At 37.7% G+C, this 24,698-nt stretch carries 20 protein-coding genes; 2 read left to right on the forward strand and 18 right to left on the reverse strand.

Going from position 1 to position 24,698, the window contains the following annotated elements; genetic code table 11:
* Positions 1-59 precede the first annotated feature (59 nt).
* The 12 genes from AC3FI7_RS17090 to AC3FI7_RS17145 form a co-directional block, all read right to left on the reverse strand.
* Complete coding sequence (locus tag AC3FI7_RS17090) at positions 60-1,070, reverse strand: SMP-30/gluconolactonase/LRE family protein (RefSeq protein ID WP_491460575.1); 1,011 nt, start codon at positions 1,068-1,070, stop codon at positions 60-62.
* 130 nt (positions 1,071-1,200) lie between these two features.
* Complete coding sequence (locus tag AC3FI7_RS17095) at positions 1,201-1,764, reverse strand: Crp/Fnr family transcriptional regulator (RefSeq protein WP_491460576.1); 564 nt, start codon at positions 1,762-1,764, stop codon at positions 1,201-1,203.
* A gap of 30 nt (positions 1,765-1,794) precedes the next feature.
* Complete coding sequence (locus AC3FI7_RS17100; protein ID WP_142723433.1) at positions 1,795-2,331, reverse strand: adenine phosphoribosyltransferase; 537 nt, start codon at positions 2,329-2,331, stop codon at positions 1,795-1,797.
* Complete coding sequence (locus AC3FI7_RS17105; protein WP_343660421.1) at positions 2,332-3,534, reverse strand: hypothetical protein; 1,203 nt, start codon at positions 3,532-3,534, stop codon at positions 2,332-2,334. It lies immediately after the preceding gene.
* A gap of 83 nt (positions 3,535-3,617) precedes the next feature.
* The gene (locus AC3FI7_RS17110) at positions 3,618-4,490 is read right to left on the reverse strand and encodes a GLPGLI family protein (RefSeq protein ID WP_343660419.1); all 873 of its coding nucleotides are present in this window, start codon (positions 4,488-4,490) and stop codon (positions 3,618-3,620) included.
* Positions 4,491-4,501: 11 nt separating this feature from the next.
* Complete coding sequence (locus AC3FI7_RS17115) at positions 4,502-5,518, reverse strand: hypothetical protein (protein ID WP_142723430.1); 1,017 nt, start codon at positions 5,516-5,518, stop codon at positions 4,502-4,504.
* Between the two features lie 137 nt (positions 5,519-5,655).
* On the reverse strand, positions 5,656-6,987 hold the full coding sequence (locus AC3FI7_RS17120) for a quinol:cytochrome C oxidoreductase (RefSeq protein ID WP_142723429.1): 1,332 nt from the start codon (positions 6,985-6,987) through the stop codon (positions 5,656-5,658).
* Between the two features lie 8 nt (positions 6,988-6,995).
* Positions 6,996-7,685 (reverse strand): c-type cytochrome, encoded by a 690-nt coding sequence (locus AC3FI7_RS17125; RefSeq protein ID WP_142723428.1) that lies wholly within the window; start codon positions 7,683-7,685, stop codon positions 6,996-6,998.
* A gap of 1 nt (position 7,686) precedes the next feature.
* Entirely contained in the window at positions 7,687-8,208 is a 522-nt protein-coding gene (locus AC3FI7_RS17130; protein ID WP_027371993.1) for a DUF3341 domain-containing protein, read from the reverse strand.
* Positions 8,195-9,592, reverse strand: a complete 1,398-nt coding sequence (gene nrfD, locus AC3FI7_RS17135) for an NrfD/PsrC family molybdoenzyme membrane anchor subunit (RefSeq protein WP_002982402.1) — start codon at positions 9,590-9,592, stop codon at positions 8,195-8,197. Before nrfD ends, AC3FI7_RS17130 begins: the two co-directional genes overlap by 14 nt.
* Before the next feature lie 25 nt (positions 9,593-9,617).
* Positions 9,618-12,680 (reverse strand): TAT-variant-translocated molybdopterin oxidoreductase, encoded by a 3,063-nt coding sequence (locus AC3FI7_RS17140; RefSeq protein WP_142723427.1) that lies wholly within the window; start codon positions 12,678-12,680, stop codon positions 9,618-9,620.
* A 23-nt stretch (positions 12,681-12,703) separates the two neighbouring features.
* Positions 12,704-14,062: a c-type cytochrome gene (locus AC3FI7_RS17145; protein WP_142723426.1), complete on the reverse strand. Its 1,359-nt coding sequence runs from the start codon at positions 14,060-14,062 to the stop codon at positions 12,704-12,706.
* A 184-nt stretch (positions 14,063-14,246) separates the two neighbouring features.
* Here AC3FI7_RS17145 and AC3FI7_RS17150 point away from each other — a divergent pair, with 184 nt between their 5' ends.
* Entirely contained in the window at positions 14,247-14,804 is a 558-nt protein-coding gene (locus AC3FI7_RS17150; RefSeq protein ID WP_291901231.1) for an SPOR domain-containing protein, read from the forward strand.
* 55 nt (positions 14,805-14,859) lie between these two features.
* Here the strand turns inward: AC3FI7_RS17150 and AC3FI7_RS17155 are convergent, their stop codons facing one another.
* The 6 genes from AC3FI7_RS17155 to AC3FI7_RS17180 form a co-directional block, all read right to left on the reverse strand.
* A complete protein-coding gene (locus AC3FI7_RS17155) occupies positions 14,860-16,137 on the reverse strand; it encodes a DUF6080 domain-containing protein (protein ID WP_491460577.1) in 1,278 nt (425 codons plus the stop codon).
* A gap of 74 nt (positions 16,138-16,211) precedes the next feature.
* A complete protein-coding gene (locus AC3FI7_RS17160) occupies positions 16,212-17,072 on the reverse strand; it encodes a T9SS type A sorting domain-containing protein (RefSeq protein WP_491460578.1) in 861 nt (286 codons plus the stop codon).
* 82 nt (positions 17,073-17,154) lie between these two features.
* The gene (locus AC3FI7_RS17165; RefSeq protein WP_343660415.1) at positions 17,155-18,696 is read right to left on the reverse strand and encodes a protein adenylyltransferase SelO; all 1,542 of its coding nucleotides are present in this window, start codon (positions 18,694-18,696) and stop codon (positions 17,155-17,157) included.
* Positions 18,697-18,771: 75 nt separating this feature from the next.
* On the reverse strand, positions 18,772-21,150 hold the full coding sequence (locus AC3FI7_RS17170; RefSeq protein ID WP_142723422.1) for a transglycosylase domain-containing protein: 2,379 nt from the start codon (positions 21,148-21,150) through the stop codon (positions 18,772-18,774).
* Positions 21,151-21,156: 6 nt separating this feature from the next.
* Positions 21,157-21,621 carry a gliding motility lipoprotein GldH gene (locus tag AC3FI7_RS17175; protein ID WP_343660413.1) on the reverse strand — a complete coding sequence of 155 codons (465 nt, stop codon included), beginning with the start codon at positions 21,619-21,621 and terminating at the stop codon, positions 21,157-21,159.
* Positions 21,614-22,990, reverse strand: a complete 1,377-nt coding sequence (locus AC3FI7_RS17180) for a PSP1 domain-containing protein (RefSeq protein WP_343660412.1) — start codon at positions 22,988-22,990, stop codon at positions 21,614-21,616. Before AC3FI7_RS17180 ends, AC3FI7_RS17175 begins: the two co-directional genes overlap by 8 nt.
* 459 nt (positions 22,991-23,449) lie before the next feature.
* On the opposite strand from AC3FI7_RS17180, the gene AC3FI7_RS17185 reads away from it, so the two are divergent.
* A complete protein-coding gene (locus tag AC3FI7_RS17185; RefSeq protein ID WP_142723419.1) occupies positions 23,450-24,688 on the forward strand; it encodes an OmpP1/FadL family transporter in 1,239 nt (412 codons plus the stop codon).
* Positions 24,689-24,698 lie beyond the last annotated feature (10 nt).

Raw genomic sequence — 24,698 nt, forward strand, 5'->3', positions numbered from 1 at the left:
TAAATTATGATTATTGCTTTTTGTGGCTTTAAATATCAAAAGATTTCCTGGTTTTGTTTTTAAAACTTTAATTTAAATATTTTATAAGTGCTTCTTTTTTCTTTCGGTAAGTGTATTTGGGATGTTGTAAAATAGAGGTTTCCATGGGTGTCAAAAGCAAATGAATCAGGCCATTTGATATCTTCGTTGTGTATTACTTCGGTAAAAATTCCCTTTTTATCTATTTTACTGATGGCATTTTTTTCTAAACTGCTGAGAAAAAGCTCTCCTTTTTTATTGAAGATAATTCCATCATTGGCTCCGGTCTGTGCATACTTCTCCACTTTTGTTTCCAGCATGGCTTCTGAAATCTTTTTGTCCAATAATGACGCAACAGGGATTCTGTAAACGTTTTTACCCATCAGTGAACAATAATATAAATAGTTTCCTGTGGCATCAAGCTCTATTCCGTCTGAATGTACAGGATGCTTTCTTTCATAGCCTTCTATTACAATTTGGTCTACTTCGGTCAAGGTAGAATAATGATGGGCAAGAACCCTTTTTACTTCATTCGTATTTAAGTCTAAGATTACAATGCCGCCTACCTGAGAATCTGTAAAGTAAACAGCATGATTTTTATGGTCTATCCTGAAATCATTTAAATATGCTTTTTCTGTTATTTTTTCTGCAGATAAAAAGTATTCATGCGTGAGAGTATTATTACTGAGATCAAAACAGTATAAACGGGCACCCTTCGTTGTATCGGTGGAAAGTTCGTAACCCGTATCCAACACCCAAAGTAAGTTTGTATGATCTGCATATATACTTTGAACACAAATAAACTGATTGTTACCTGCCGTGTTTTGAGTCCAGCTATTCCAGCGCAGATCAGGAAAAGGAATGGTTTTCCCATCAATAATTTCTGCTACAGAAACGGGTGTTTTCTGAGACCACCTCGGAAAATTAACAAAAACGTGATCTTTTTTTGAAATAGCAATACCAGTCCATTGCTGCTGGCTTTCCGCAAAGGTGCTCATCTGAACTTTGCGGCTTGTTTTCTGAGTATAAGCCGTGATGTTTATTATAAACAAACATAGGAGAATCATTTTTTTCAGGGTGTACATATCTACATCTATTTTTAGTGAAATTTTACTACAAAAATGGATGTATATGATGGAATGTAAAAGGACGAATCTCACAAATATTTTGTGACGAATCTCACTATTTTGAATGCAGGCGGCTCAGGGATTCTCTTGAAACGCCAAGATAAGATGCAATTACGGTTTTTGAAACTCTTTGAAAAAGGTCAGGATATTGGGCAAGGAGAACTTCATAGCGTTCTTTTATATTATCGGATAAAAGGGAAAGCATTCTTTTTTGCAGTGCAACAAATCCACTGTTGGCTTTTTTTCTGAAAAAGTGCTCTACCTTTTGCATTTCCTTGCACAGTTTTTCCCGGTTTTCATAAGATAAACAGAGAAGCTCTGTATTTTCGAGGCAGTCTACATTAAATATGGCTTTTGTATGGGTAAAATAGGCCTGATAATCTGTAATCCACCAATTTTCCATCGCAAACTGTATAATGTGTTCCTTTTCTTTTTCATCAGTATATGACGCCTTCAATAACCCTTTCCGTACCCAATAGGTATGATGAACATTATCATCTTTTTGAATGAGGTACTGGTGTTTTTTTAGTTTTTTTGGAGTGAAGTGAGAAAGGATGTAAGCAAATTCATCATCAGTCAATTCAATTATTTCTTCGAAATGAGCTCTCAGATTTTCCATTTCTGATCTTTAATGCTGACTGTGCAGTATCTAGTATTCTAAAATATGGTAGACTTCAGCACCAAATTTTTTCAATTTCTCATCACCACCCAATCCTTTTAACCCGATCAGGAAGCTGAATTGTGAAACGGTTGCTCCTTGTTTCTCAACAAGCTTTGCCGCTGCTTCAGTTGTTCCCCCGGTCGCTAAAAGGTCATCGTGAATCAAAACCCTTTGTCCCGGCTTTATCTGCCCGTCTCTGGTTTCAATAACAGCGCTTCCATATTCAAGATCGTATTTCTCTGAAATAATGGGAGGGGGTAGTTTTCCTGCTTTTCTGATTAAGATAAACGGAACTTCCAATGCTACTGCAATGGCAATTCCGAAAAGATAACCCCGGCTCTCTATTCCGCAGACTGCATCTATTTTCCCTTTACTGAAAGCTGCAAGATCTGCGATTACATCTTCGTAAAGCTTCGGATTTAAAAAGATTGGAGAAATATCCTTGAATTGAATCCCCGGAATGGGAAAATCAGGAATATTTTCAATTGTCTCCTCTAATTTCTTGATCAGTTCTGCTGAAGCCATTTATTGATTGATTTTATAGCTGGAAATTTTCCAGTCTCCATTTACATTTTTAAGTCCGAAAGTTACTTTTAAAGAAGTAGTCTTACCACTTTTATCCGTTACATCATAAGTTGCGTTTACACTGGCGCTGTTAGGCGTAGCACCACTGGTTGTAATATTTTTTACGCTTACATTTTTTACCGATCCGAAACCTGAGGTGGGATTTGAGAACGATTCATAGCTTCCCCAGCTTGGATTGCTGGATGTTTCGTAAGCTGCTTTTAAATTCTGAGAGCTTACGCTATTCAAAAATTTACTTACTGTATTTTTAGGGTCTGTGGTCGGTTGCTTTGGAGTGGCTGGTGTTGCTGGAGCAACTGCAGAAGGGTCCGTAGTAGTTCCGGAAGCAGCTGCCGGATTGTTTGGATCTATTACAGCACTTGGTTGTTCCGGTACAGCGGTAGAGTCTGTTTTTGGGATGGCTGGAACTTTTAGGGCTGCGGCATTTACATCAAGACCTATTTTTGACATTTTGAAGGTCTTTGCAGTGGTTTTTACAGAAACAGTGATGTCTATTTTGTTATCTACTACTTTTGCAGCAGGAATAGAGGAGAACTTAAGGTTGAATCCTTTGAAATTATTATCCTGCATCAGGTTTTTGGCTGTTGCCAATCTTACACCATTACTGAAAACTTCCAATGTAGCTTCGAGACCGGCTCCTGTGAATGATACCGGGTTTCCGGCAGCATCTACAAGTCTTGGAACAACCTGAATGGCTGTGGGAGCTCCTGTTCCATCATCTCCTGTAGGTCTTGTCACAAGGCTTAATGCTCCTGCTTTTACATCGTTAGGGTCACTTTCTTTAGCTTTATCATCCCCGAAGATATTCATTTCTCCCAGTGATGGAGGAGCCGTACTGGCCCATTCTATTCCATTTTTCTGTGCAACCTCGTCAGCAAGTGCCATGATCTCAGGAACTTTTTTTCCGTTGATGAGTTTTCCCAGTGCCTTTAGCTCATTGATATCACCATCGGCTTCTACACCAAATGTTTTAAGGATATAAAGGGCCTCATTAAACTTAATCTGCTTAATGGTAGGTAAACTGGAAGTCATATCGTTGATACTTGACTGCAGTGTTTTAGTATTCGTAGCATCTACATGGTCTTTCTTGCATGCTGTAAAAAGCAACAGGCTGAAAACAAGTAGAAAAGAAAACTTTTTCATTTTTATTTGGTTTGTTGCAAATTTAATAAAACCTTTATTAATACAGGATTTTATTTTTTATTTTATCTTTCCAGCCTATTTTATTACTTTTTCCGGGAAATTTCAATGCTGTTATTATTCTTTTTTGCCATTTCTTTTGCCTTTTTATCTGCCTCCCGCATTCCATCTGTAATAGAGGAACCATCTGGCAGTCTCATATTGGAAGGAAGCTGTGAAGCCATCTGCCTTATTTGAGCGAATGGATCTTTTTTATACTCATTGTATTTTTCTTCGAATTTTTCTTTGGGGAGCTGGCGTATTCCTGGGTTTGAATTTTTTTTGTTAAATTTTTCAAGAAGAAGTATATTTTTAATTTGGTCTATTTTTCTGTTTCCCTTTAGTTCCCAGGAGTAATTTTTCTCTGAATCTTCTATCTGAATGATTAAACCCGGAAGCCCATAAAATTTATAGGGGCCATCCTGAAATGGAAGGTCGGTTGTAAACCAGGCAGTCCACAGTCTTCCTCCATAAGCTGTTTCTGCTTTTTGGACAGTGTAATTTTCCATTTTTCCTTTTTCATTGCTTATTGTCCATGTGATGGGAGGTGTTTCGATATAGGAGTAATCATCATTGAAAATAATGTCCGTATAGAGCACATTCTGTATCGGATATTTTTTGAAAATTCTGTGCGAAAATGGTATTGGTTTACGATCCGGCATATTGGCTAAATCCGGCATAGTTCCATTTTTTTCACTTTTAGAGATGATGTCATTAGAAAGTGAATCTAAAACAGTAAGTTCATAAGATTGATATACAGATTGCTCTTTATCAATATCCAGAATCATGATCTCCTTTTCATATTGCAGGGAATCTTTATTGGGTCTGTAAGATAATTCATAAAAAAAGCGATGGGCTGAGTTCTGAGCATTTCCAATACATAGCATGGTCATGAAAATAAGAGATAATACTTTTTTCATATTGTGAAGTGTTATTGTTTATTAGGCATCTCTTTAAGGTCTCCTTTAAAGAAGCTGCTAAAAATTGTCTGCATATTCGGAAACGAAGCATCCTGCCAATAGGGAATCTGATAGTTACTGTTTTCTTTATTAAATTTTACTTTTTCAATGTCGTTGTCATTATTAAAGCTTAATTCTGTGGGATAGAAATTAGTATAGCCAGCAATCTGATTATAATCCGGTTCACTTTTATGTTTAAGTTTCACAAAAAACAGTTCGTTGTATTCGAGGAAGTCTTTTAAGGTTTTTTCTGATCCCTTTTCGAAGGACATATTTAAAATGGTTCTGATATCATAAAATCTGTAGCCGAAGAATGAAAATTCTTTTTCCCGGAGAATTCCGCCTGTAACTTCTATCTGATCTTTGCGATCACCTTTCAATTCACGGATTACATTTTTGTTAGTTTTATATTCTTCAGGGTTTCCCACATTTTTAAGTTTTGGAATATTCAGGGAATTTCCATAATCCCATGAAGAAGTCTCTTTCTTTTCGTTTTTAGCTTCTGTAAGCCTGAATATCCTGTACTGCTCCACATTGGTGCTCTTCAGTTTTTTTGTTTTGTTGTCGAAGATATAAGTTACAATTCCATCTGCATAACTGTTCAACTTATTATTCACCGTTACGTAGGCATTAAAATTTCCTTTGATGAAAATGTACTTGGCAGGTTTGCTGTTTTTGATAACTACTGTTTCGATTTCCTTTACCTGATCATTAATTTTAATAATGGGCTGATCAAAATCAGTATAAGATAGGGTAGCTACCGGAAAATTATTATAGACCAGCTGAAACTTCTCCTGAGAAGGAGACAATGATTTTTTATCAATCTTACCTTCAATATCAGAATAAGCCAGAATAGTTCCATCTTTTCCAAATACTGAAACCCTTGGAAGAGGATGATTACTTTTTTCAGAAACAAAAGTAATAGTCTGGGCCTGAATAAAACTATAGATGAAAAGGCAGAATGAGTAAAGGAAAAGTTTTGTTTTCATAATAAGATTTGTTTTTAGTGATTGATCTCATTATAGAGACGCATAACGTTCAGAATAGTTGCCTGACGGTTATCTGCATAAAAAAAGACTGATCGTTTAACAATCAGTCTTTTATAATTTTATTTTGTTACAAGTCCTTAGAAAGGATACTCATAAATTTCAGATTCGTGTAAGAATGGGTTTCCTGTAGGAATCAGTTTCAGTTTAGATAAAGCTGAAAGTACAGTGAACATAAATAACCCAGCTACGAACAGGATTGCTCCAAGGATTAACAAGAATACTTCAGGAGTGTTCCAGTATGGTCCTACTGTTCCCGGCATTACCATGTTGAAGTAGTCTAAGATGTGTCCTAAAAGAACTACTACAGCCATAGTTGTAACTACTTTGTAGTTTCTCTTGATGCTGCTGCTTACCAATACCAATAATGGTAATAAGAAGTTGATGATCAACATCGGCAAGAAAGTAGGAGAGTAGTGCTGGAATCTACCGAAGAAGTAGTTAACCTCTTCCGGAACGTTTGCATACCAGTAAAGCATGAACTGTGCGAACCATGTATAAGTCCAAAGCATACTTGTCGCGAAAAGGAATACTCCTAAATCGTGTAAGTGGTTGTCGTTGAACTGTGGTAAGAAACCGTTTTTCTTAAGATAAACACTTAATAAGATAATTACAGCGATACCACTTGAAAGGCAGCTAACCATTGAATACCAGATATACATTGTAGAATACCAGTGAGGGTCAATAGACATCAACCAGTCCCAAGCCCAAGCTGCAGAAGCAAATCCAAAGAATGCGATATATCCTACTGCCCATCTGTAAAGCATCTGATACTCAACTTTAGATTTAGTTTCGTCTACTTTCTTAGACTGAGCTTTTAATTTCCAAGCAAAGAAAGAAGCACCAATCACATAGATTAAAGTTCTTACTGCATAGAAAGGAATATTTAAGAATTTTTTCTTTTCAAATAAGATCACATCAAAATGCGGAGAATCCGGGTTTGTCAATTCAGGGTCCATCCAGTGGAATAAATGACCATTATGAGTGATGTTCAAGATCATCAGGATTACCAGGATTGCACCACCGTAAGGGATATAAGAAGCAATAGCTTCCATTACTCTTGTAATGATGATTGGCCATCCTGCGTGTGCAGCGTGCTGAATAGAATAGAAGAACAATACGCAGCAGCTTACTCCAAAGAAAAATACAGCTACAAAATGTATTGCTGCTAAAGGCTGGTTGTGTACCTGCAATGTAGCATGCTCAAGGTGAGCTGCGTGATCCTGAGGTCCAACCATTTCACTTGAATGTGTAGGAGCTGTATGACCAGAAGCATGAACAGCTTCCATCATTTGTTCTATTTTCTCAGTAGAAATTCCTTTGTTCATAAAGAAACCAATACCGAAAAGAACTAAACCTACAACAAGAAGTATTATAGAAGTTGATTTTAATTTTGGTGAAAAACTATACATTTCTTTTCTTATTTTTTAGTTTCGGTAGTCGTTTCAGTTTTTGCTGGTGCCGCCGCTGTAGCTGCTGCCGGTGCTGCTGCTCCTTTTTTGAAAGCACTCATCACATACATGGCTACTCTCCATCTGTCTCCAGCGTTCAGTTGTCCCGCATAAGATCCCATGGCATTTCTACCGTTTGTTAATACATAATGAACAGATCCTACAGTAATTTCTCTGTCAGCATAGTTAGGTACTCCTGAGAATGCTCCACTTTGTACGATAGGTCCTTGTCCATCACCTCCTGTTCCGTGACATGCAGCACAAGTGTGATCAAACAATATTTTCCCTCTTTCAAGATCCTTAGCTGCATTAGCCGGATTCAAAGGAGATACGGTAAGTTTTTTGGAAGCATCATACCCAGCGTTGTACTCGTCAACGTTCTTAGGTAATAAGCTTTCTTCAAAAACACCGTCTTTATTCTGAGGAACTGATCCTTCTACTGGAGAAAGACCCGTTGCACCATTATTTTTAACAAAAGCAGGAATTTCATTTTCATGATCTGAGTAAGCATCCTGAGCTTTCATCAATGGATCATAAGCTACCGGAAAATACATGTCCGGGAAATATACCAACGGAGTATTCTCCTTTGGTCCGCAAGAGTTAAGTAAAACTGTTGTTAAACCTAAAACTGCTGTAATCTTTAATACATTCTTTTTCATTTTAAGCGTCTTTAACAGTTATTTCTTCAACTCCAGTTTCAATAAGCAACTGCTTTACAGATTCTACATCTTCAGTTACAAATTCCATCATGAATTTATCATCAGTAGTTCTTGGATCAGGATTCTGAGCAGGAGCTCCTGGGTACATTTTGTTTCTAACCAAGAAAGTTAAAGACATCATGTGAGCTGCACAGAATACCATTAATTCGAACATTGGAACTACGAATGCAGGCATGTTGTGTCCCCAGTCAAAAGCTGGTTTACCACCGATATTCTGAGGCCAGTCGTGGTTCATTACATACCAGGTTAAAGTAGCACCGATAGTAACTCCATAACAAGCATAGATAAAAGCAGCATCAGAAATTCTGGTTTTCTTTAAACCTAAAGCTTTGTCTAGTCCGTGAACTGGAAACGGAGTATAAACTTCGTTGATTGCGATTCCTTTATCGTTGAATGCTTTAACGCCGTTCATCAAATCGTCGTCGTCAGCATAAAGTCCGTATACAATTTTAGTGGTGCTCATCTCCTTCTTTTGCTTTATAAGTTTCACCTGAGATTTTCAAAATCGATTTTAATTCAGCCTGTGCAATTACAGGGAATGTTCTTGCGTATAGTAAGAATAATACAGAGAAGAATCCGATAGTTCCTAAATATACACCCACATCAATGATCGTTGGTTTAAACATAGTCCATGATCCTGGTAAGTAGTCTCTTGAAAGGTTGATAACGATGATATCAAATCGCTCGAACCACATACCGATGTTGATGATTAATGCAACAATGAATGTCCAGATAATGTTCGTTCTTAGTCTCTTGAACCAGAAAGAAGCAGGAACAACAAGGTTACAGATGATCAATGACCAGAATGCCCACCAGTAAGGTCCTACAGCAGCACCTGGAGAAAGATATGTGAAATCTTCGAATCTTGAACCTGAGTACCATCCGATGAAATATTCAGTGGCGTAAGCTACCGTTACCATACCACCAGTTAAGATAATTACGATGTTCATAATTTCGATATGATACATTGTAATATACTCTTCTAAGTGACACACCTTTCTTGCAACCAACAATAGTGTCTGTACCATTGCAAATCCTGAGAAGATCGCACCAGCAACGAAGTAAGGAGGGTAGATCGTTGAGTGCCATCCTTTAATTACTGAAGTCGCGAAGTCAAAAGATACGGTAGTGTGTACTGAGAATACAAGTGGAGTTGCCAACCCTGCAAGAACCAAAGAAAGTTCTTCGAATCTTTGCCAGTGTTTTGCTTTACCACCCCAACCGAATGCAAGGAATGTATAAATCTTCTTAGTCCAAGGAGTCTTGGCTCTATCTCTGATCATTGCAAAGTCAGGGATAAGTCCCATGAACCAGAATACAGTAGATACTGAGAAATACGTAGAGATCGCAAATACGTCCCAAAGTAGAGGAGAGTTGAAGTTCCCCCAAAGAGAACCGAATTGGTTTGGTAATGGGAATACCCAGTATCCAACCCAAACTCTACCCATGTGAATTACAGGGAAGATTGCTGCCTGTACAACCGCAAAGATCGTCATCGCCTCTGCAGATCTGTTTACAGACATTCTCCATCTCTGTCTAAATAATAATAATACCGCTGAGATTAGGGTCCCGGCGTGACCGATACCTACCCACCATACGAAGTTGGTAATATCCCAACCCCAGTTAATAGTTCTGTTAAGCCCCCATGCTCCAATACCTGTCCCGATAGTGTAAGCGATACAGCCGAATCCATAGAGGAATAGAACTAGTGCAGCATATAATGAGATCCACCATAATTTACCTGCTCTTTCTTCGATAGGTCGTGCGATATCTTCTGTAATATCGTGATAAGTTTTGTGACCAATAATTAGAGGTTCCCTTATCGGAGCTTCGTAATGTCCTGACATTTTTTACCTATTTATTATTTAAACTTTATTTTTCTACTCTGTTTCTTACTTTAGTATGATAGAACACGTTTGGTTTTGTTCCGATCTCCTCCAGTAAATAATATCTTCTGTTAGAGGCATATACCTTTCTAATTTCAGAATCTTTATCATTCATGTCTCCAAATGTCATTGCTCCGGTAGAACAAGCTTTAGAACAAGCAGTCTGGAATTCTCCATCCTTCACTCTTCTTCCTTCTTTCTTAGCCTCAAGAATAGTATTCTGAGTCATTTGGATACACATTGAACATTTCTCCATTACCCCTCTAGTTCTTACAACTACATCCGGGTTAAGTACCATTCTTCCTAAATCGTTGTTCATATTGAAATCGAACTTGTCATTTAGGTTATAAGTAAACCAGTTGAAACGTCTTACTTTGTACGGACAGTTGTTTGCACAATATCTTGTACCGATACATCTGTTGTAAGCCATATGGTTTTGACCTTGCTTACCGTGTGAAGTAGCCGCTACCGGACATACTGTTTCACATGGAGCATGGTTACAGTGCTGACACATTACAGGCTGGAAGATTACATCCGGATTATCAGCAGGGTGGTTTAATGCCCCTCCTTCTTTATTGAAAGCAGTACCGTATAATTCTGGTACAGCCATTCCGTCTTTTAATCCTTCGTATACTTCTACTGTCTGTCTTGAAGAATAGTAACGGTCAATTCTTAACCAGTACATATCTCTGGACATTCTTACTTCTGCTTTTCCTACTACAGGAACGTTGTTTTCTGCCTGACAAGCAATAATACATGCTCCACAACCGGTACAAGAGTTCAGGTCAATAGATAAGTTGAAGTGAGGACCGTCCGTATCATCAAATGCATCCCAAAGGTCAATTTTTCTTGCCGGAAGCGCTCCGCTGATAGTGTGGTATTCCAAAGGTTTGTTCCATCCTTTGTGCTCATCATCGAAAGCAACGTTGATGAAATCTGCTAAAGGAACTTCTTTAGCGATCTCATAACGACCCATCAATGTATTTTGAAGCTGGATCCCTGCAAATTCGTGATCTTCTCCTGTTTTTTCAATTTTAACACCTGAAAGAACAAGGTTAGAACCGTCAAATAAAGGATAAGCATTTACCCCGGTATCAGCAGTTGCTCCTGAGTTTTTCTTACCATAACCAAGCGCAAGACCTACAGATCCTTCAGCCTGTCCTGGTTGTACAAATACAGGAACATCTTTTATTGTTACTCCGTTTACAGTAAGGTTTACAATAGAACCGTCTAGCTGCATTCTTGCATTAAGATCGTTATCGATTCCGAACTTTTCTGCGTCTTTTGGAGAAATTGTCAAATAGTTATCCCAAGACATTCTTGTGATTGGGTCAGGTAATTCTTGCAACCAAGGGTTATTAGCCTGAGTACCGTCTCCCATTGAAGTCTTAGTATATAGTACTAATTCTAATTCAGAAGCTTTGAAGTTTCCTAGTTCAGCAACAGCCTGAGCAGCGTTTCCACCTGCGTAAGATAATGTTGTTGAGTTAGTAGAAGCGTTGATACCGTTATACAATGCTTTGTTGAAAGAAGTACCACCTAAAAGAGAAGCAGAGCTTGCTTTTAAATAATCGTAGTAATTGTTTGCTGCATTGTTTTTACCATTCTTCCAAACCAGTAAAGATTCTTCGATCTGTCTTGATTTGTAGATTTTCTGGATGGTAGGCTGCATTAATGAATATACTCCTGTCTGTGGTTCGATATCTCCCCAGGACTCTAACCAGTTAGCTACCGGAATTACAGCTTTCGCTGCTTTGTACATTTCATTTTTCTTATCTGCTACAGCAACTACGTAAGGAACTTTTGATAAAGATTTTTTGAAATCTTCTCCTTTTGGATGAGAGTAGATAGGATCTACATTGTTTGTAATCAACACACCTACTTGTCCACCGTTTACCCATCCTAAGAATTCCTGGTATTTTGCTCCATCGAACTCTTTCAGGAAGTTTGCTTTACCTGTGAAAGCTACTGAACCTAATTTTTGGTTGATTAAGTGTGCTAAAACCTGTGCTCCTTTAGAACCGTCAGCAAAAACAACGGCTTTGTTTCCTTTTGCCTTCAATTCGTTAGCAATTTCAGTTGCAGTCTTATCAGAAGTACCACCACCTACGATTGCATTGTAAACTTCAACTAAAGTTTTGTTTACAGCACTTGGTTTTAATCTATATCTTGAATCGGCATTAGCACCCGTTAATGACATGTTAGATTCCACCTGAATGTGTCTCAACATGTTTGCTCCTGGTTTTCTTGCCGCTGCATAAGACGTTTCTAAGCTTGAAGCGTTATAGTCCCCTAAGAAATCAGCCTGGAAAGAAACTACCAATTCAGATCCTTTAAGATCGTAAACAGGTAATGCTCTCTGTCCGAATACTTCCTGAGCTGCGTCTAATTGTGCAGAATAAGGGAAAGCATCATAAGTTACCAGTTCTGCTGTAGGATATTTAGCTTTGAATTCACCAAATAACTTTTTGAAAGTTGGTGAAGCAAAAGAGTGTGATAAAACCACAATCTTTTTGCCTGAAGCTTTAGCTTCCTCTAACCCTTTTATAACAAAACTGTCTACTTTATCGAACGTTTCGTCTTTACCATCCAGTTTAGGCTGCTTTACTTTATCGTTATCATAAAGAGAAAGTACACTTGCCTGAGCTCTTGCGTTAGTTTTACCTAAGTCACCACCAGCTGGGTTGGGTTCAATTTTGATAGGTCTACCTTCACGGGTTTTTACTAAAACACTAGCAAAGTCGAAACCGTCAAAATAAGTTGAAGCGTAATAGTTAGGGATTCCCGGAATAATATCATGTGGTTTTACCACGTAAGGAATCGTTTTGATTACCGGAGCTTCGCAGGCAGCTAATGTAACTGCTGCTGTAGAGAACCCTAATAATTTAAGGAAATCTCTTCTTGAAGTACTTGATCCGTTTTTCTCAGCATCTCCAAGGAAATCTTCTACCGGAATTTCTTCCTGAAACTCTTTCTGAGCCAGCTTATTATTCAAAGCCGGATCTTTAAGTTCATGAATACTTCTGAATTGTATTTTGTTTGAAGCCATTTATACTTCTAATTTTTTAGTTATTAATAATGACATTTACCACACTCAAGACCTCCAATGGCATCTACAGTGATCTTACCTCCATCTTGTGGATATTGTTTTTTCAACTTGTCATGTAGATTTTTGAAGTACTCTTTATTATAACCGTTGTTCATATCAACTTCAGTCGTTCTGTGGCACTCGATACACCATCCCATAGTAAAGTCGTTAGCCATCTGAACAACATTCATTGTATCAATTTTACCGTGACAAGCTTTACATACAACATCAATTTTGTTGTTAGGATTCTTTTTGTTGAAAGAATTGATGATAGCCTGTTCTCCAGCAATTACGTGCTGAGAGTGGTTGAAGTAAACGAAGTCTGGCATGTTGTGGATTCTTGTCCATTCAACCGGCTGTGTTTTTCCTGTGTACTGTTGTTTTGCAGGATCCCAGCCTGTTGCTGCATAGATCTTCTGGATTTCACCATCATAGAACGCCTTATCTTTTCCTGGCTCCATGTAGTGATCTTTGTTGTATTCAGAGATTGTTCTGTGACAGTTCATACAAACATTCATAGAAGGGATCTCAGATACTTTTCCGTATTTAGCACTTGAGTGACATAACTGACAGTCAATTTTCTGTTCCCCAGCGTGGATTTTGTGAGAGAAGTAGATAGGCTGTTCAGGCTTGTAACCTTTGTAAACCCCGATCCACATCAACCAGTTCCAAACTCCGTAAGCGGCCAGAATAGCAAGAATTGCCAATAACCCTTTGCCAATGTAATGGAACTTCTCATACATTTCACTGAAAGAACGAACTCTGGTCTCGTTAAGCCCGGCTAAATCTTCAGATTGGCCTAGTTTTACCAACTGTCTTAGTTTTACCAAGATCCAAACCAGTAAACCTGCAATCGCTAAAAGTGAAATGATGACAACGTTTGTAGTAGTTTTGTCTGCAGGAGCTGCCGCAGTAGCGTCAGTTGCAGGAGTTGCTTCCGGCTTTTTCTCCTCCGGAGCAGGAGGGTTAGTTGTGAAAGCTAAAATGTCGTCAATATCCTTATCTGTAAGATTTGGAAAGACCTGCATTTCAGTCTTATTAAACTTTTCAAAAATCTCATTGGCGTATTTGTCTCCCGAAGCTCTAAGAGCTTTGTTATCCTTGATCCACTTGTGAAGCCAGTCTTTGTCTACACCACCTTCTGTCTTTACTCGTTCTACAACCCCCTTCAATGGTGGTCCTACAACTTGTTTGTCCAGCGCGTGACATGCAGTACAATTCGCTTTGAAAAGTTTCTCTCCGTTTTTAGGATCGCCGTCTTGCCCGTAAAATGAAGCACTGGTTGATAGCAATAAGCCTATCGCGATCAACGTTTTTTTATAATGCTTTCTCCAACTAATCATTTAAATTATCTTATGTTAGTAAATTATTGAACATTCAATCAATTCCGCAAAAATAATATTTTTAACAGGAATTTAACGGTATATCGAAAAGGGAAAATATCATTTACGTTTAATTTGTATTGATTCTAAATAACCAGTTTGGTATAGTTTTTTAATTTGTATAAATTTGCGGAAACAAGTTTAAATGAGAAATCTAATCAAAATATTTTCGATATTATCATTATTTGGATTTTATAGTATTGAAGCACAGCAGGTTGTTAAAAAAGATACCCTTTCGGGAACGGAGCTTGTCATGACAATGGATTCCAGAATAAATGCTGCTTTGGAAGGAATTGAAGGGAAATGTGCTAAAGTTGTCACAACTAATTCTTCTAAAGATTTCAGTAATAATGACAGTGGAATTTCTACAGGAATCAATACAAAACCACCTAAAATCTTTGTGCCTAGCAGAGAACTTACCAATGCAGAAATTTGTAAGAAAAATCCTAGAATTTTAGGTTTCAAAATTCAGATTACAACAGTGAAAAGTAATGAAGAAGCCAATGAGGTGAAGTCATATTTCAGAAAAAGATTCCCTAATCTTAAAGTGGAAACGGATGCATCTTTAAGGCCGAATTATAAAATTTTAGCAGGAAGTTATTTCACCAAACAAAGTGCAGCCAGTGATCTTTCTAAGATCAGAGAATATTTCAAGTCTGCGGTAGCCGTACAGTACAGAATTTTCTGTGCAGAAGCCAAATAGGAATGATCCATACGACATATAACAAAAGAGCGGAGAAAGTTTTTCTCCGCTCTTTTTATTGGTAATAATTTTCCATAAACCAAAAGAATTCGGTCATTCTAAAGATGTTATTAAAAAGCAGATAAGTGAATAATACAGCCAGGATTAATGTTAAAAATGATATTATTTTTGGTGATGATCTGTAAGCGTAAAATAACCATCCCAACAATAGTGGATATACAAAAACAAAATGTCCTCCATAAATATAGGAAGTATGAAGTCCAAACCTCATCACACAGTGGATGATGATATCAACCAAAAATGAAATGGCAATCACCTGGACCCACTTGTTTTTGAAATTTTTAAGATAACTCCAACATATCAGTAGTAGTAAAATTGTTATAAAAAGGTAAGGAAAGGGGGATGAATAAAGATCCATATAAAGTCCTTTGAAATTGAACCCTTTCATATTATGCTTGTCTGACATAATAAATCCCGGGAAAAGGATATTACCTCCAAAAAAGAATGAAATGATCATATCCCATGTAGGCATGGATTCTACGTTCGAAAATTTTTCATACTGCTGGTTAGTCTTCGAAAAAATATTCTGATATTTAAAATCAATTCTATTCAAATAAAGAAGTATAAAACAAATGGCAGCAACAATTACTCTGAAGGCTGCGTTTCCGAATTTTTTCCAGTTGGTGAAAAGATTTTTCTCAAAAAGTAAAGGGATAAAAACTTTTACAAAATTGGTAACAGTAAGCCCGCCAATGGTGATTCCTGCCAGGGAAAGAGCAATTGCCGGTGTTCTTTCTTCTTTTCTGAGTTTTATGGCTGCATAGTAGTTGTATAATGACAGTAAGAATAGAGTGTATGTGAAATTCTCAGGAGTAAATGATAAAATAATGTTGGTTGAAAACGTTCCAAAAAAAATAATAATGAATATGCTTAACCACAAAGGCAGGCTGATAATGTTTTTTAAATATTTAAAAACCTGGACAATATTTAGAGTGATGATAATATTGCTGAGCCATGCCAGTGTGAGTCTGAAATTTGTATCCATTTTTCCGCCTGAAATATATAACGAAAACTCTCTTACCCAATTGAAAAAATAATAGGATAGAGGATGCCTTTCGAAGCTCCCTCCCGTCATGAGAATAGACTTGTTATCAAAACTGAAGTAAGCGTCCCATGGAATCCTGCTGTCAAAAATTATTCTATAATGAACCGCAATATAGGAACCTAAAATCCCATAGCAAATAATAAAGAACAGAAAAACCGCCAATTCAGTATAGGTGGAAGGGAAAATCAGTTTAAAAAAATTGATAATTTTTGTTTTAATAAAAGACACGTGCGATTTTTTTGCAAAAGTAAAATAAAAAAACCACCAAAGTAGGTGGTTATAAAAGTTTGTATAAAGGTTTGTTATTGTTTGATTACTTTTTCGGTTTTGGAAGTTCCGTCTGAGAAGTCTACTTTTAGTAAGTAAGTTCCTTTTGGAAGTGAAGAAATATTTAATCCTTCAGAACCTTTGTTAAGCAGAGATTTTCCGCTCATATCAAATACTGCTGCAGATTTGATTTTATTATCTGTTTTGATATTTATTTCTCCTTTTGTAGGATTAGGATAAATAGAAAGATTATTATTTGATCTTGAAATTTCATTGGTAGCAAGTGTTCCATTGGCTGTAACCTGTACATCGTCAATTGAAACTGCGTCAGCATCATTTGCAACATACTGGAATCTTACTTTTACATTGGCTTGTCCAATATAAGAGGAGAGACTTCTTTGTACAGTTACAGTATTATACAAATCAGTATCTACATTGCCATCACCATCATCAGTAAATCCTGCTTCAGTGTCTTCATTCCAAAGAGTGGTCCAGCTGGTTCCGCCATCTGTTGAGATCTGTGCCAGAAGATTACCCTTGTTCAGGCTGATCATATAGCCCCATCCTACTTTTACCTTGAAGCTGAAGACTGGGCTTGTAGCTCCCACTAAACTAAATGTAGGACTTACCAGATTGGCTGTATTGGCTCCTGAAATCCAGTCAATGGTAGCGGAATTCGTTCCAGCAATAGTAAATCTTGTTTTTAATTCAATAGAGGAAGCGGAAGTGCCGGAAAAAACAGAACTGGTTAGTTCCCAGGCTCTTGACGTGTTTGTATTGGACTTGGTCCAACCTGTTGGGGGAAATGTCGCTCCTTCGAAACTTTCTGAAAGAAGGGTTTGGGCATTACTGTAAAAGCATGATGCTAATGCTAAAGAAAATACAATTTTTTTCATAATTAAAAATTTCTCTAAATATAGTAAAAATATCAATGTTATGAAAATGTATTAGTTATATATGGTATTTGTTGTTAAATTCCTATGAGCTGCATGAAAGTGTAGAGCATCCTGCAGTGTCATCATACCCGGATGGTCTTTTGATTGAAAACTCAGGATAGAGTTCCAGATAAGGAGATTCTAATGCTTTGGTTAGTTTTTCCAGCATTTCTTTTTTACCATTACTGATCTCTTCTATGCATTCATAAAGAAGGTAGTTTCTTAGGATGAATTTTGGGTTTGTTTCTTTCATGATTGCTATTGAATCTTCTTTGGAAATTGAGTTTGAAGTCAATCTTTTTTCGTAACCCGCAATAAAATTGCTGAGTTTTTCTATCATCTCTTCATTTAAAAAAGTATAGGATATATCTTTAAAATGTTCCTTTACATCAGTATAAAGGGTTACGGTCTCCAATTTGTTGAAAAACAGGGTGTAATCCAACTGAAGTTCCTGCATTAATCCCTGCCAGTTGGTGAAAAACTCCTCATCATCTTTCTGAATTTGGTCGAAACCAAACTTTTTACAAAGCATTTTATCATGGGCTTCCCAAAAATAGGTTCCGAAATGATTTAGGGTGTCTTCTAAAAATTTTTCATCTTTGATTAAGGGATGAAGGGCATTGGCAAGCTGCCAGAGATTCCACTGGGCAATTTGGCCCTGCTTTCCGAAGGCGTATCTTCTTCCAGGAAGGTCTGTCGTATTGGGTGTGAAATTCAAATCATATTCATCCATCATAGAATAAGGTCCGTAATCAATGGTTAATCCTAAAACAGACATGTTATCCGTATTCATGACTCCATGTACAAAGCCGACCCTGAACCATTCAACCATCAGGTCTGCCGTACGGGTACAGATATTTTCAAAAAAATCTCTGTATTTTCGGTGGTCTGAAGATGTGATTTCAGGAAAGTAGTTTTCGATCGTAAAATCAGCAAGTTCCTGCAGGCTGTTGTATTCTCTTTGAGCGGACATCAGCTCGAAATGTCCGAAACGAAGAAAGCTTTCTGCTGTTCTGATAACCACAGCTCCTTTTTCCAGCTTTGGATTTCCATTGTACATTATATCACGCATTACATCTTCTCCTGTAAAGGCGAGACTTAATGCTCTTGTCGTAGGAACTCCCAGGTGATACATAGCCTCACTCATCAGATATTCGCGCAGGGAAGACCTTAGCACGGCTCTTCCGTCAGCATGTCTGGAGTATGGGGTAGCTCCGGCACCTTTCCATTGAATTTCTGTTTTTTTGCCGGCATCGTTTGTGATTTCACCAGCAAGAATAGCTCTTCCATCCCCAAGCTGTCCCGCCCAGTTTCCAAACTGATGCCCTGCGTATGCTGTGGAGTAGGTCTGAACATTTTCAGGAAGATTGTTTCCCACCAGAAAATCAAGGTCTTTATCGTCATATGTTCCCAGGCCTATTTCTTCTGATAAGACTTCGTTAAAAGCGATCAGTTCAGGTTTTTCAAAGCCGGCCGGTTTAATGGTGGAAAATAAAACCTTTGGAGTGTTTCTCTGCATGGGGTTGTTGGAAAAATCTCCCGGAAAATGTTCGATAAAGGGTTGTCTGATATGTTCAATATTCATGCTTCAAAGGTATTAAATATAAAAGAAAAGACCTTTCAATAATCTGAAAGGTCTTGTATATTTCTAAAAGAGAATTTATTTATTGAAATCTACTTCATCATTAGAATGAAGGTTTTCATTGATATTATCCTCTTTCTTTTCTGTCGTTTTTTTCGGGGTCGGATCTGCTGGCCTTGGATTCTTAATCTCATCGATAGTCTGAAGACTTCCATCATCTCCATATCCTCCACTCAGACCTTTAAGGTTTGAACATCCGTCTTTCCAGTCTGAAGGTTTTACAAACTTATCATCAGGAGTGATTCCTAAACTCTTATCCGCCCATACTTTCTTCATAAAGATAGCCCAGATCGGTAAAGCCATCTTCGCTCCCTGACCTTCACCCGTTCCAAAGAAGTGAGTTGCTCTGTCTTCCCATCCAACCCATGCTCCGGTTGCTAATTTAGGAGTAATTCCCATAAACCATCCATCAGAGTTGTTCTGAGTTGTTCCGGTTTTACCTGCAATTTCCACTGCCTTAGATATACCTTTTCTTCCCAGCTCCCCGGAAGCAGTTCCAAATTGTGCTACTCCCTTCATGAGCTCAATCATGGTGTAAGCATACATTGGGTTCATTACTTCTTTCGGCTCTACGTTTACTTCTTTGATTACTCTGCCGTTGGCATCTTCAATTCTCCAGATCATTTCTGGTTTAATGTAGTTCCCATAGTTGGCAAATGTACTGTAAGCCCCTAGCATCTCGTAGATGGTAATATCGGATGAACCCAGAGCAATTGTATTGTTTCTTGGGATATCTTCTGTTACGCCCAGATCTCTTGCTGTCTGGATAACAGCGTCTACTCCTGTCATTTCAATAAGTCTAGCTGCAACAGGGTTTTGTGAGTGAGCTAATGCGTCCTTTAAGGTAAGCATTCCTCCTCTTCCTGGTACATGCCATCCGTTATGATCATAAGTTCCGTTGGAAACAGTAGAGCAAGGTGTCATTCCAAGTTTCATAATCGCTGTTGCGTATACGAAAGGCTTGAATGTAGATCCTACCTGTCTCTTACCTTGTTTGATATGGTCATATTGGAAGTGCTGCCAGTCAATACCTCCTACCCAGGCTTTAATCTCTCCGGTTCCCGGAACCATAGACATTAAGCCTGCCTGTGCAATTTGTTTGTGGTATCTGATAGAATCCCAAGGGGACATTTCAACTTCTTCCTCTCCATTCCACGTAAATCGTGAAGTTTTAATTGGTTTCTTGAATTCCATCATGATAGAGTCTTCAGGCATTCCATCCGCTTTCAGAAGCTTGTAACGGCCGGTTCTTTTCATAGCCTGAACCATCACATCATTGATTTGTTTATCATTAAGGTAATAGAAAGGTCTGTTCTTTCTTCCTCTCTGTTCTGCATCAAATCTTTTCTGCAGGTCAGTCAGGTGCTCCCTGATTGCATCTTCTGCATATTTCTGCATTTTAGAATCAAGGGTAACATATATTTTTAAGCCATCTTTATAAAGATTAAGCTTTTTACCGGTTTCTTTTTCGTGAGTCTCAAGATATTTATCAATCTCTTTTCTCAGATAAAACTTATAATAGGCAGAATATCCGTCAGTGATAGTCTTGATAGGGTGGAAATCTACTTCTATTGGAGTATTGGCTGCTTTTTCATATGTTGCGGCATCAATATATCCGGTTTTCTGCATCTGGTCTAATACTACATTCCTTCTTTCCTTGGCCTTCTCAGGATATCTGTAAGGGTTATTTTTTCTTGGATTTTCAAGCATTGCCACAAATGTAGCGGCTTCAGGCAGTGTAAGTTCAGAAGTCTTTTTGTTGAAGTAAACTCTTGAAGCCATTTCAATACCATTGGCATTGAAAAGGAAATCGAATTTATTGAAGTAAAGAGTAATAATTTCTTCTTTGGTATATCTTTTTTCTAAACTTACTGCTACAACCCACTCCTTTAGCTTCTGGAATGCTCTCTGAAACTTATTTTGAGAGGCGTTTCCAGTAAAGAGAAGCTTGGCAAGCTGTTGAGTGATGGTAGAACCACCTCCACGTCCACCACCATAAGCTACGGCTCTGGCTACGGAATATAAGTCGATTCCTGAGTGTTCTTTAAAACGCTCGTCTTCTTTAGCCTGAAGTGCATAAATAAGAAAAGGAGGAAGATCCTTGTAAACGATAGGCTGTGTTTTTTCTTTTTCGAATTTACCCAGAGTGACTCCATCTGAAGAAATAATCTCAGAAGCGACAAAGATGTCCGGATTTTCAAGCTCTTTTACATCAGGCATTTCTCCAAGGAAACCTTGGGAAACCGCAAAGAAAAGTCCTGAAATCCCCAAAACTACTGCAATGAGTCCGATCCAAATAAATGAGACCCATTTTTTCCAGGAGGTATCTTTCTTTTTCTTGGGAGGCAGAGGAAATGTTTTCCCCTTGTTTCCTGCATTTTTTTTGTTCTCTTCCATTTATGGTTACGGTTTAGCCGTTTCTATTTTTATCCCAATATCCTCAATTCCCGGAAGGTTATCGTTTCTCATCGCCTGGATCAGTCCAATTTCATATTTTCCCTTTCCTGGAAATCTGTAATTAGCTCTATACTGAAACAAAGTTTCTTTCGTATCACCAAAGCCTGTACCAAGCCATTCTCCGTTTGGCTTTGCCAATACATAATTTAAGGTGTCTGTCTCCTTTTTTTTGTTCTGGAGATTGGTGAAATTTACAATAAACCTTATGTTGCTGTATGGATAACTGTTATTATTTCTTACAACAAATATAATATTTTTAGGATTCTGCGGATCTGAAATCTCAAGATTAAATTTTTGCTCACTTTTCTTATTCCACTTGTTATCAACGGAATTCATAATGATGTCTTCTCCTGAGGAAGAGGTACAGCTAAAGAAAAGGATAAGGGAAAATAATCCTAAAATTTTACGCATTTTTATCTTTTTTTGGAGGATATTTCTTTTTAAATTTTTTCTTGTTCGGGTTGTTTTGTGGTTTTTTATCAGCGTCAGTACTGCCCGCTACTTTCTCTACAGCTGCTTTTTGCTGTGGATGCTGTTTTTGTGCTTTAGGCTGATTTCCGGAATGAGCATTCGGGTTTTCTGTTTTTTCAGATCTTTCCGTTCTTTCCGGTTTGTTTCTTTTTTGACCCTGTCCCTGTTGGTTCCCGTTGTGTTGTTTATTCTGATTGTTTCTATTTCTGTTTCCTCTGTTTTTCTTTTCAAAACGATCTACATTGTTTTCCTGGATCAGATCGATAGTGTGTATAGAAGTTTCAGGCTGCTTCAGTTCTTCAAGAGGAAGTGTTTTTTCTCCTCTTTTATTTTTTGAAATCAATTTTTTAACCAGATCAATATCAAAATCATACCATGCAATGGAACTTTCCACGTAAGCAAACCACATTTTCTTTTTGAAAACATCAATTTTGATACAAAAAGCTTTTCCTTTTTCAGTTTCCAGGGTCGTCGAAGAAGAAGGGAAGTCGCTTAATGCGTCCAGGTAGCTGTCTAGCTCATAGTTAAGACAACATTTAAGCTTACCACATTGTCCTGCCAGTTTCTGAGGGTTAATACTCAGCTGCTGATATCTGGCAACATTGGTATTTACGGATCTGAAATCTGTAAGCCATGTAGAACAGCAAAGCTCACGTCCGCAAGATCCTATTCCGCCTACTTTGGCTGCTTCCTGTCTGAAACCAATCTGTTTCATGTCGATCTTAGTACGGAAAGCTCCGGCATAATCTTTAATTAACTGCCTGAAATCCACCCGGGTGTCGGCGGTGTAATAAAACGTAATCTTTGAAGCATCACCCTGATATTCAACATCAGTTACTTTCATTTCAAGGCTGAGCCTTTGAGCGATTTTTCTTGCCTCAAGCTTTACGCCGTCTTCTTTTTTTCTTGCTTCCTGCCATACCTCAAGATCTTTTTGGTTGGCCTGTCTGTATATTTTGAGTGCCGATTCTTCAGAAAACTTTTTCTTTTTCATCTGAATCTTTACTAATTCTCCCGTAAGGCTTACAACGCCTACATCGTGTCCCGGACTTGATTCTACTGTAACTACACTGCCGATATGTAAAGGAATATTATTTACATTCTTATAAAACGATTTTCTGTCATTTTTAAATCTAACTTCTACAAAATCACACCTGTTTGGTGCTGGATTGTTGATGTTAGAAAGCCAGTCAAAAACACTTAATTTATAACTATTCCCGCAGGTATTTACATTTTCACAGCCATTTGCGGTTTTTTTAGGTCCGCAAGAATGTGCAGAATCGCCGGATGTTTTACATCCACAACTCATATTACTATTATTTATAATCTGCAAATTTATGTATTTTTATCTTTATGTGATTCTAAAATACTTAAATAAGCTGAATTCAGAAGAAAACATTTCTATATTTTAAGAGAGAATGGAAGAGAGATGCAGGATAAGGAGTGCTGTAGAAGGAATCGTAGTGCATATATTTTTTTTATTTTAACAGAGCTCTTCTAAAAATTAACATTTCTTATTATTTTATATTTCTATAATCCCCTTTGGTGGTGAATATACTTTAAGTTAAACACTTGTTTGAAATTAAACAGTGTAATACATATCTTTTCTGATTTTTCATAATTATTTCATAATGATTGGTTTGTGTTTTGATTTTTGTGAAATATTATTTTAAACATAGTTTTCTTTTGGTATATTGTTTAAAATATTAGGAAATATTAACAGACGTATTCAAAATAATTTTATATTTGGCTTATATAATAATAGTCTATGAAAAAAATATTAGTATCAACTGCTTTATTGGCGGGCGTTCTATCTTACGCAGGAGGCTTCAGAGTTTCCCTGCAGGGGGTAAAACAATTGGCAATGGCGCATACTAGTGCTCATGCCGAAGATGCGAGTGTGACATTCTTCAACCCGGCGGGTATGTCATTTATCCCTTCCAAACTGAGTGTAGTGGCAGGAGGGTTTGCTGCAAGTAATAAGGTTACTTTTCAGAATTTCAATACTTTACAAAGTGCGGAAACAGATAACCCTGTAGGAACTCCTTTTTATGCAGCGATTACTTATAGACCCATAGAAAAACTTACCGTAGGTCTTAGTGTTACCACTCCTTTTGGAAGTACCATCAAATGGCCCGATAACTGGGAAGGTAAAGAATTGGTACAGAAGCTGGAGCTGAAAAGTTTCTACTTCCAGCCTATGATTTCTGTGAAGCTGGCTCCATGGCTTGCTTTCGGAGCGAGCTATATTTATGCACGAGGAGTAGTGGATTGGGATAAAGCTGTTACCCAATTTGACGGAAAAGTTAACATCAATGATAAAAAAGCAAGCGGACACGGTTATGGATTCGGTTTCTATTTCAGACCTGATCCTAAATTAGATGTAAGTATTGCTTACCGTTCACCGGTAGATATGAAAGCTAAAAATGGAACGGCTACCTTCCAGTTCCCATCACAGTCTGTTTATAATCAGCTGAAATTGAATGCGGCCGGACAGGACGGATTCTCAGCAATGCTGCCACTGGTTGAAGAATATACTATTGGTTTAACCTATAAAGTGACACCGAAATGGCAGGTTTCTGCAGACTTTAACTATCATGGATGGGAGAGATACAGTAAGCTGACCCTTGATTTCGAAAATGCACCTATTGGAAACAATCCATCAGATCCTACTATTCTTACCAATCCTAAGAACTTCAAAAACTCCAAGACATTCAGACTGGGGACTCAATATGCTTTCACCAATATGATCTATGGACGTTTGGGAGCTTATTATGATGAAGCACCTTACACTACTGATAATTTTATTCCGGAAACTCCTTCATATGACACGTATGTTGTTACAGGTGGGGTAGGTTTCAAGTTTAAGCAGTTCGGAATTGATGTTGCAGGAGGATATGCAATGCCTCAGTACAGAAAGGTAAACAATGTTAATATAGGACTTGAAGGCCAGTCAAAAGCAACTGCTTTCTATCTGGGTCTAGGTTTATCTTATAATCCTTTTTAATTTTAGAAGA

This window comes from Chryseobacterium sp. TQ-BC-N36, from assembly GCF_058382295.1.

Bases quoted from the DNA above. Each gene is read 5' to 3' on its own strand.
- AC3FI7_RS17095 (WP_491460576.1), bottom strand. From the start codon at position 1,764: ATGGAAAATCTGAGAGCTCATTTCGAAGAAATAATTGAATTGACTGAT.
- AC3FI7_RS17100 (WP_142723433.1), bottom strand. From the start codon at position 2,331: ATGGCTTCAGCAGAACTGATCAAGAAATTAGAGGAGACAATTGAAAAT.
- AC3FI7_RS17105 (WP_343660421.1), bottom strand. From the start codon at position 3,534: ATGAAAAAGTTTTCTTTTCTACTTGTTTTCAGCCTGTTGCTTTTTACA.
- AC3FI7_RS17110 (WP_343660419.1), bottom strand. From the start codon at position 4,490: ATGAAAAAAGTATTATCTCTTATTTTCATGACCATGCTATGTATTGGA.
- AC3FI7_RS17115 (WP_142723430.1), bottom strand. From the start codon at position 5,518: ATGAAAACAAAACTTTTCCTTTACTCATTCTGCCTTTTCATCTATAGT.
- AC3FI7_RS17120 (WP_142723429.1), bottom strand. From the start codon at position 6,987: ATGTATAGTTTTTCACCAAAATTAAAATCAACTTCTATAATACTTCTT.
- AC3FI7_RS17125 (WP_142723428.1), bottom strand. From the start codon at position 7,685: ATGAAAAAGAATGTATTAAAGATTACAGCAGTTTTAGGTTTAACAACA.
- AC3FI7_RS17130 (WP_027371993.1), bottom strand. From the start codon at position 8,208: ATGAGCACCACTAAAATTGTATACGGACTTTATGCTGACGACGACGAT.
- nrfD (WP_002982402.1), bottom strand. From the start codon at position 9,592: ATGTCAGGACATTACGAAGCTCCGATAAGGGAACCTCTAATTATTGGT.
- AC3FI7_RS17140 (WP_142723427.1), bottom strand. From the start codon at position 12,680: ATGGCTTCAAACAAAATACAATTCAGAAGTATTCATGAACTTAAAGAT.
- AC3FI7_RS17145 (WP_142723426.1), bottom strand. From the start codon at position 14,062: ATGATTAGTTGGAGAAAGCATTATAAAAAAACGTTGATCGCGATAGGC.
- AC3FI7_RS17150 (WP_291901231.1), top strand. From the start codon at position 14,247: ATGAGAAATCTAATCAAAATATTTTCGATATTATCATTATTTGGATTT.
- AC3FI7_RS17160 (WP_491460578.1), bottom strand. From the start codon at position 17,072: ATGAAAAAAATTGTATTTTCTTTAGCATTAGCATCATGCTTTTACAGT.
- AC3FI7_RS17165 (WP_343660415.1), bottom strand. From the start codon at position 18,696: ATGAATATTGAACATATCAGACAACCCTTTATCGAACATTTTCCGGGA.
- AC3FI7_RS17170 (WP_142723422.1), bottom strand. From the start codon at position 21,150: ATGGAAGAGAACAAAAAAAATGCAGGAAACAAGGGGAAAACATTTCCT.
- AC3FI7_RS17175 (WP_343660413.1), bottom strand. From the start codon at position 21,621: ATGCGTAAAATTTTAGGATTATTTTCCCTTATCCTTTTCTTTAGCTGT.
- AC3FI7_RS17180 (WP_343660412.1), bottom strand. From the start codon at position 22,990: ATGAGTTGTGGATGTAAAACATCCGGCGATTCTGCACATTCTTGCGGA.
- AC3FI7_RS17185 (WP_142723419.1), top strand. From the start codon at position 23,450: ATGAAAAAAATATTAGTATCAACTGCTTTATTGGCGGGCGTTCTATCT.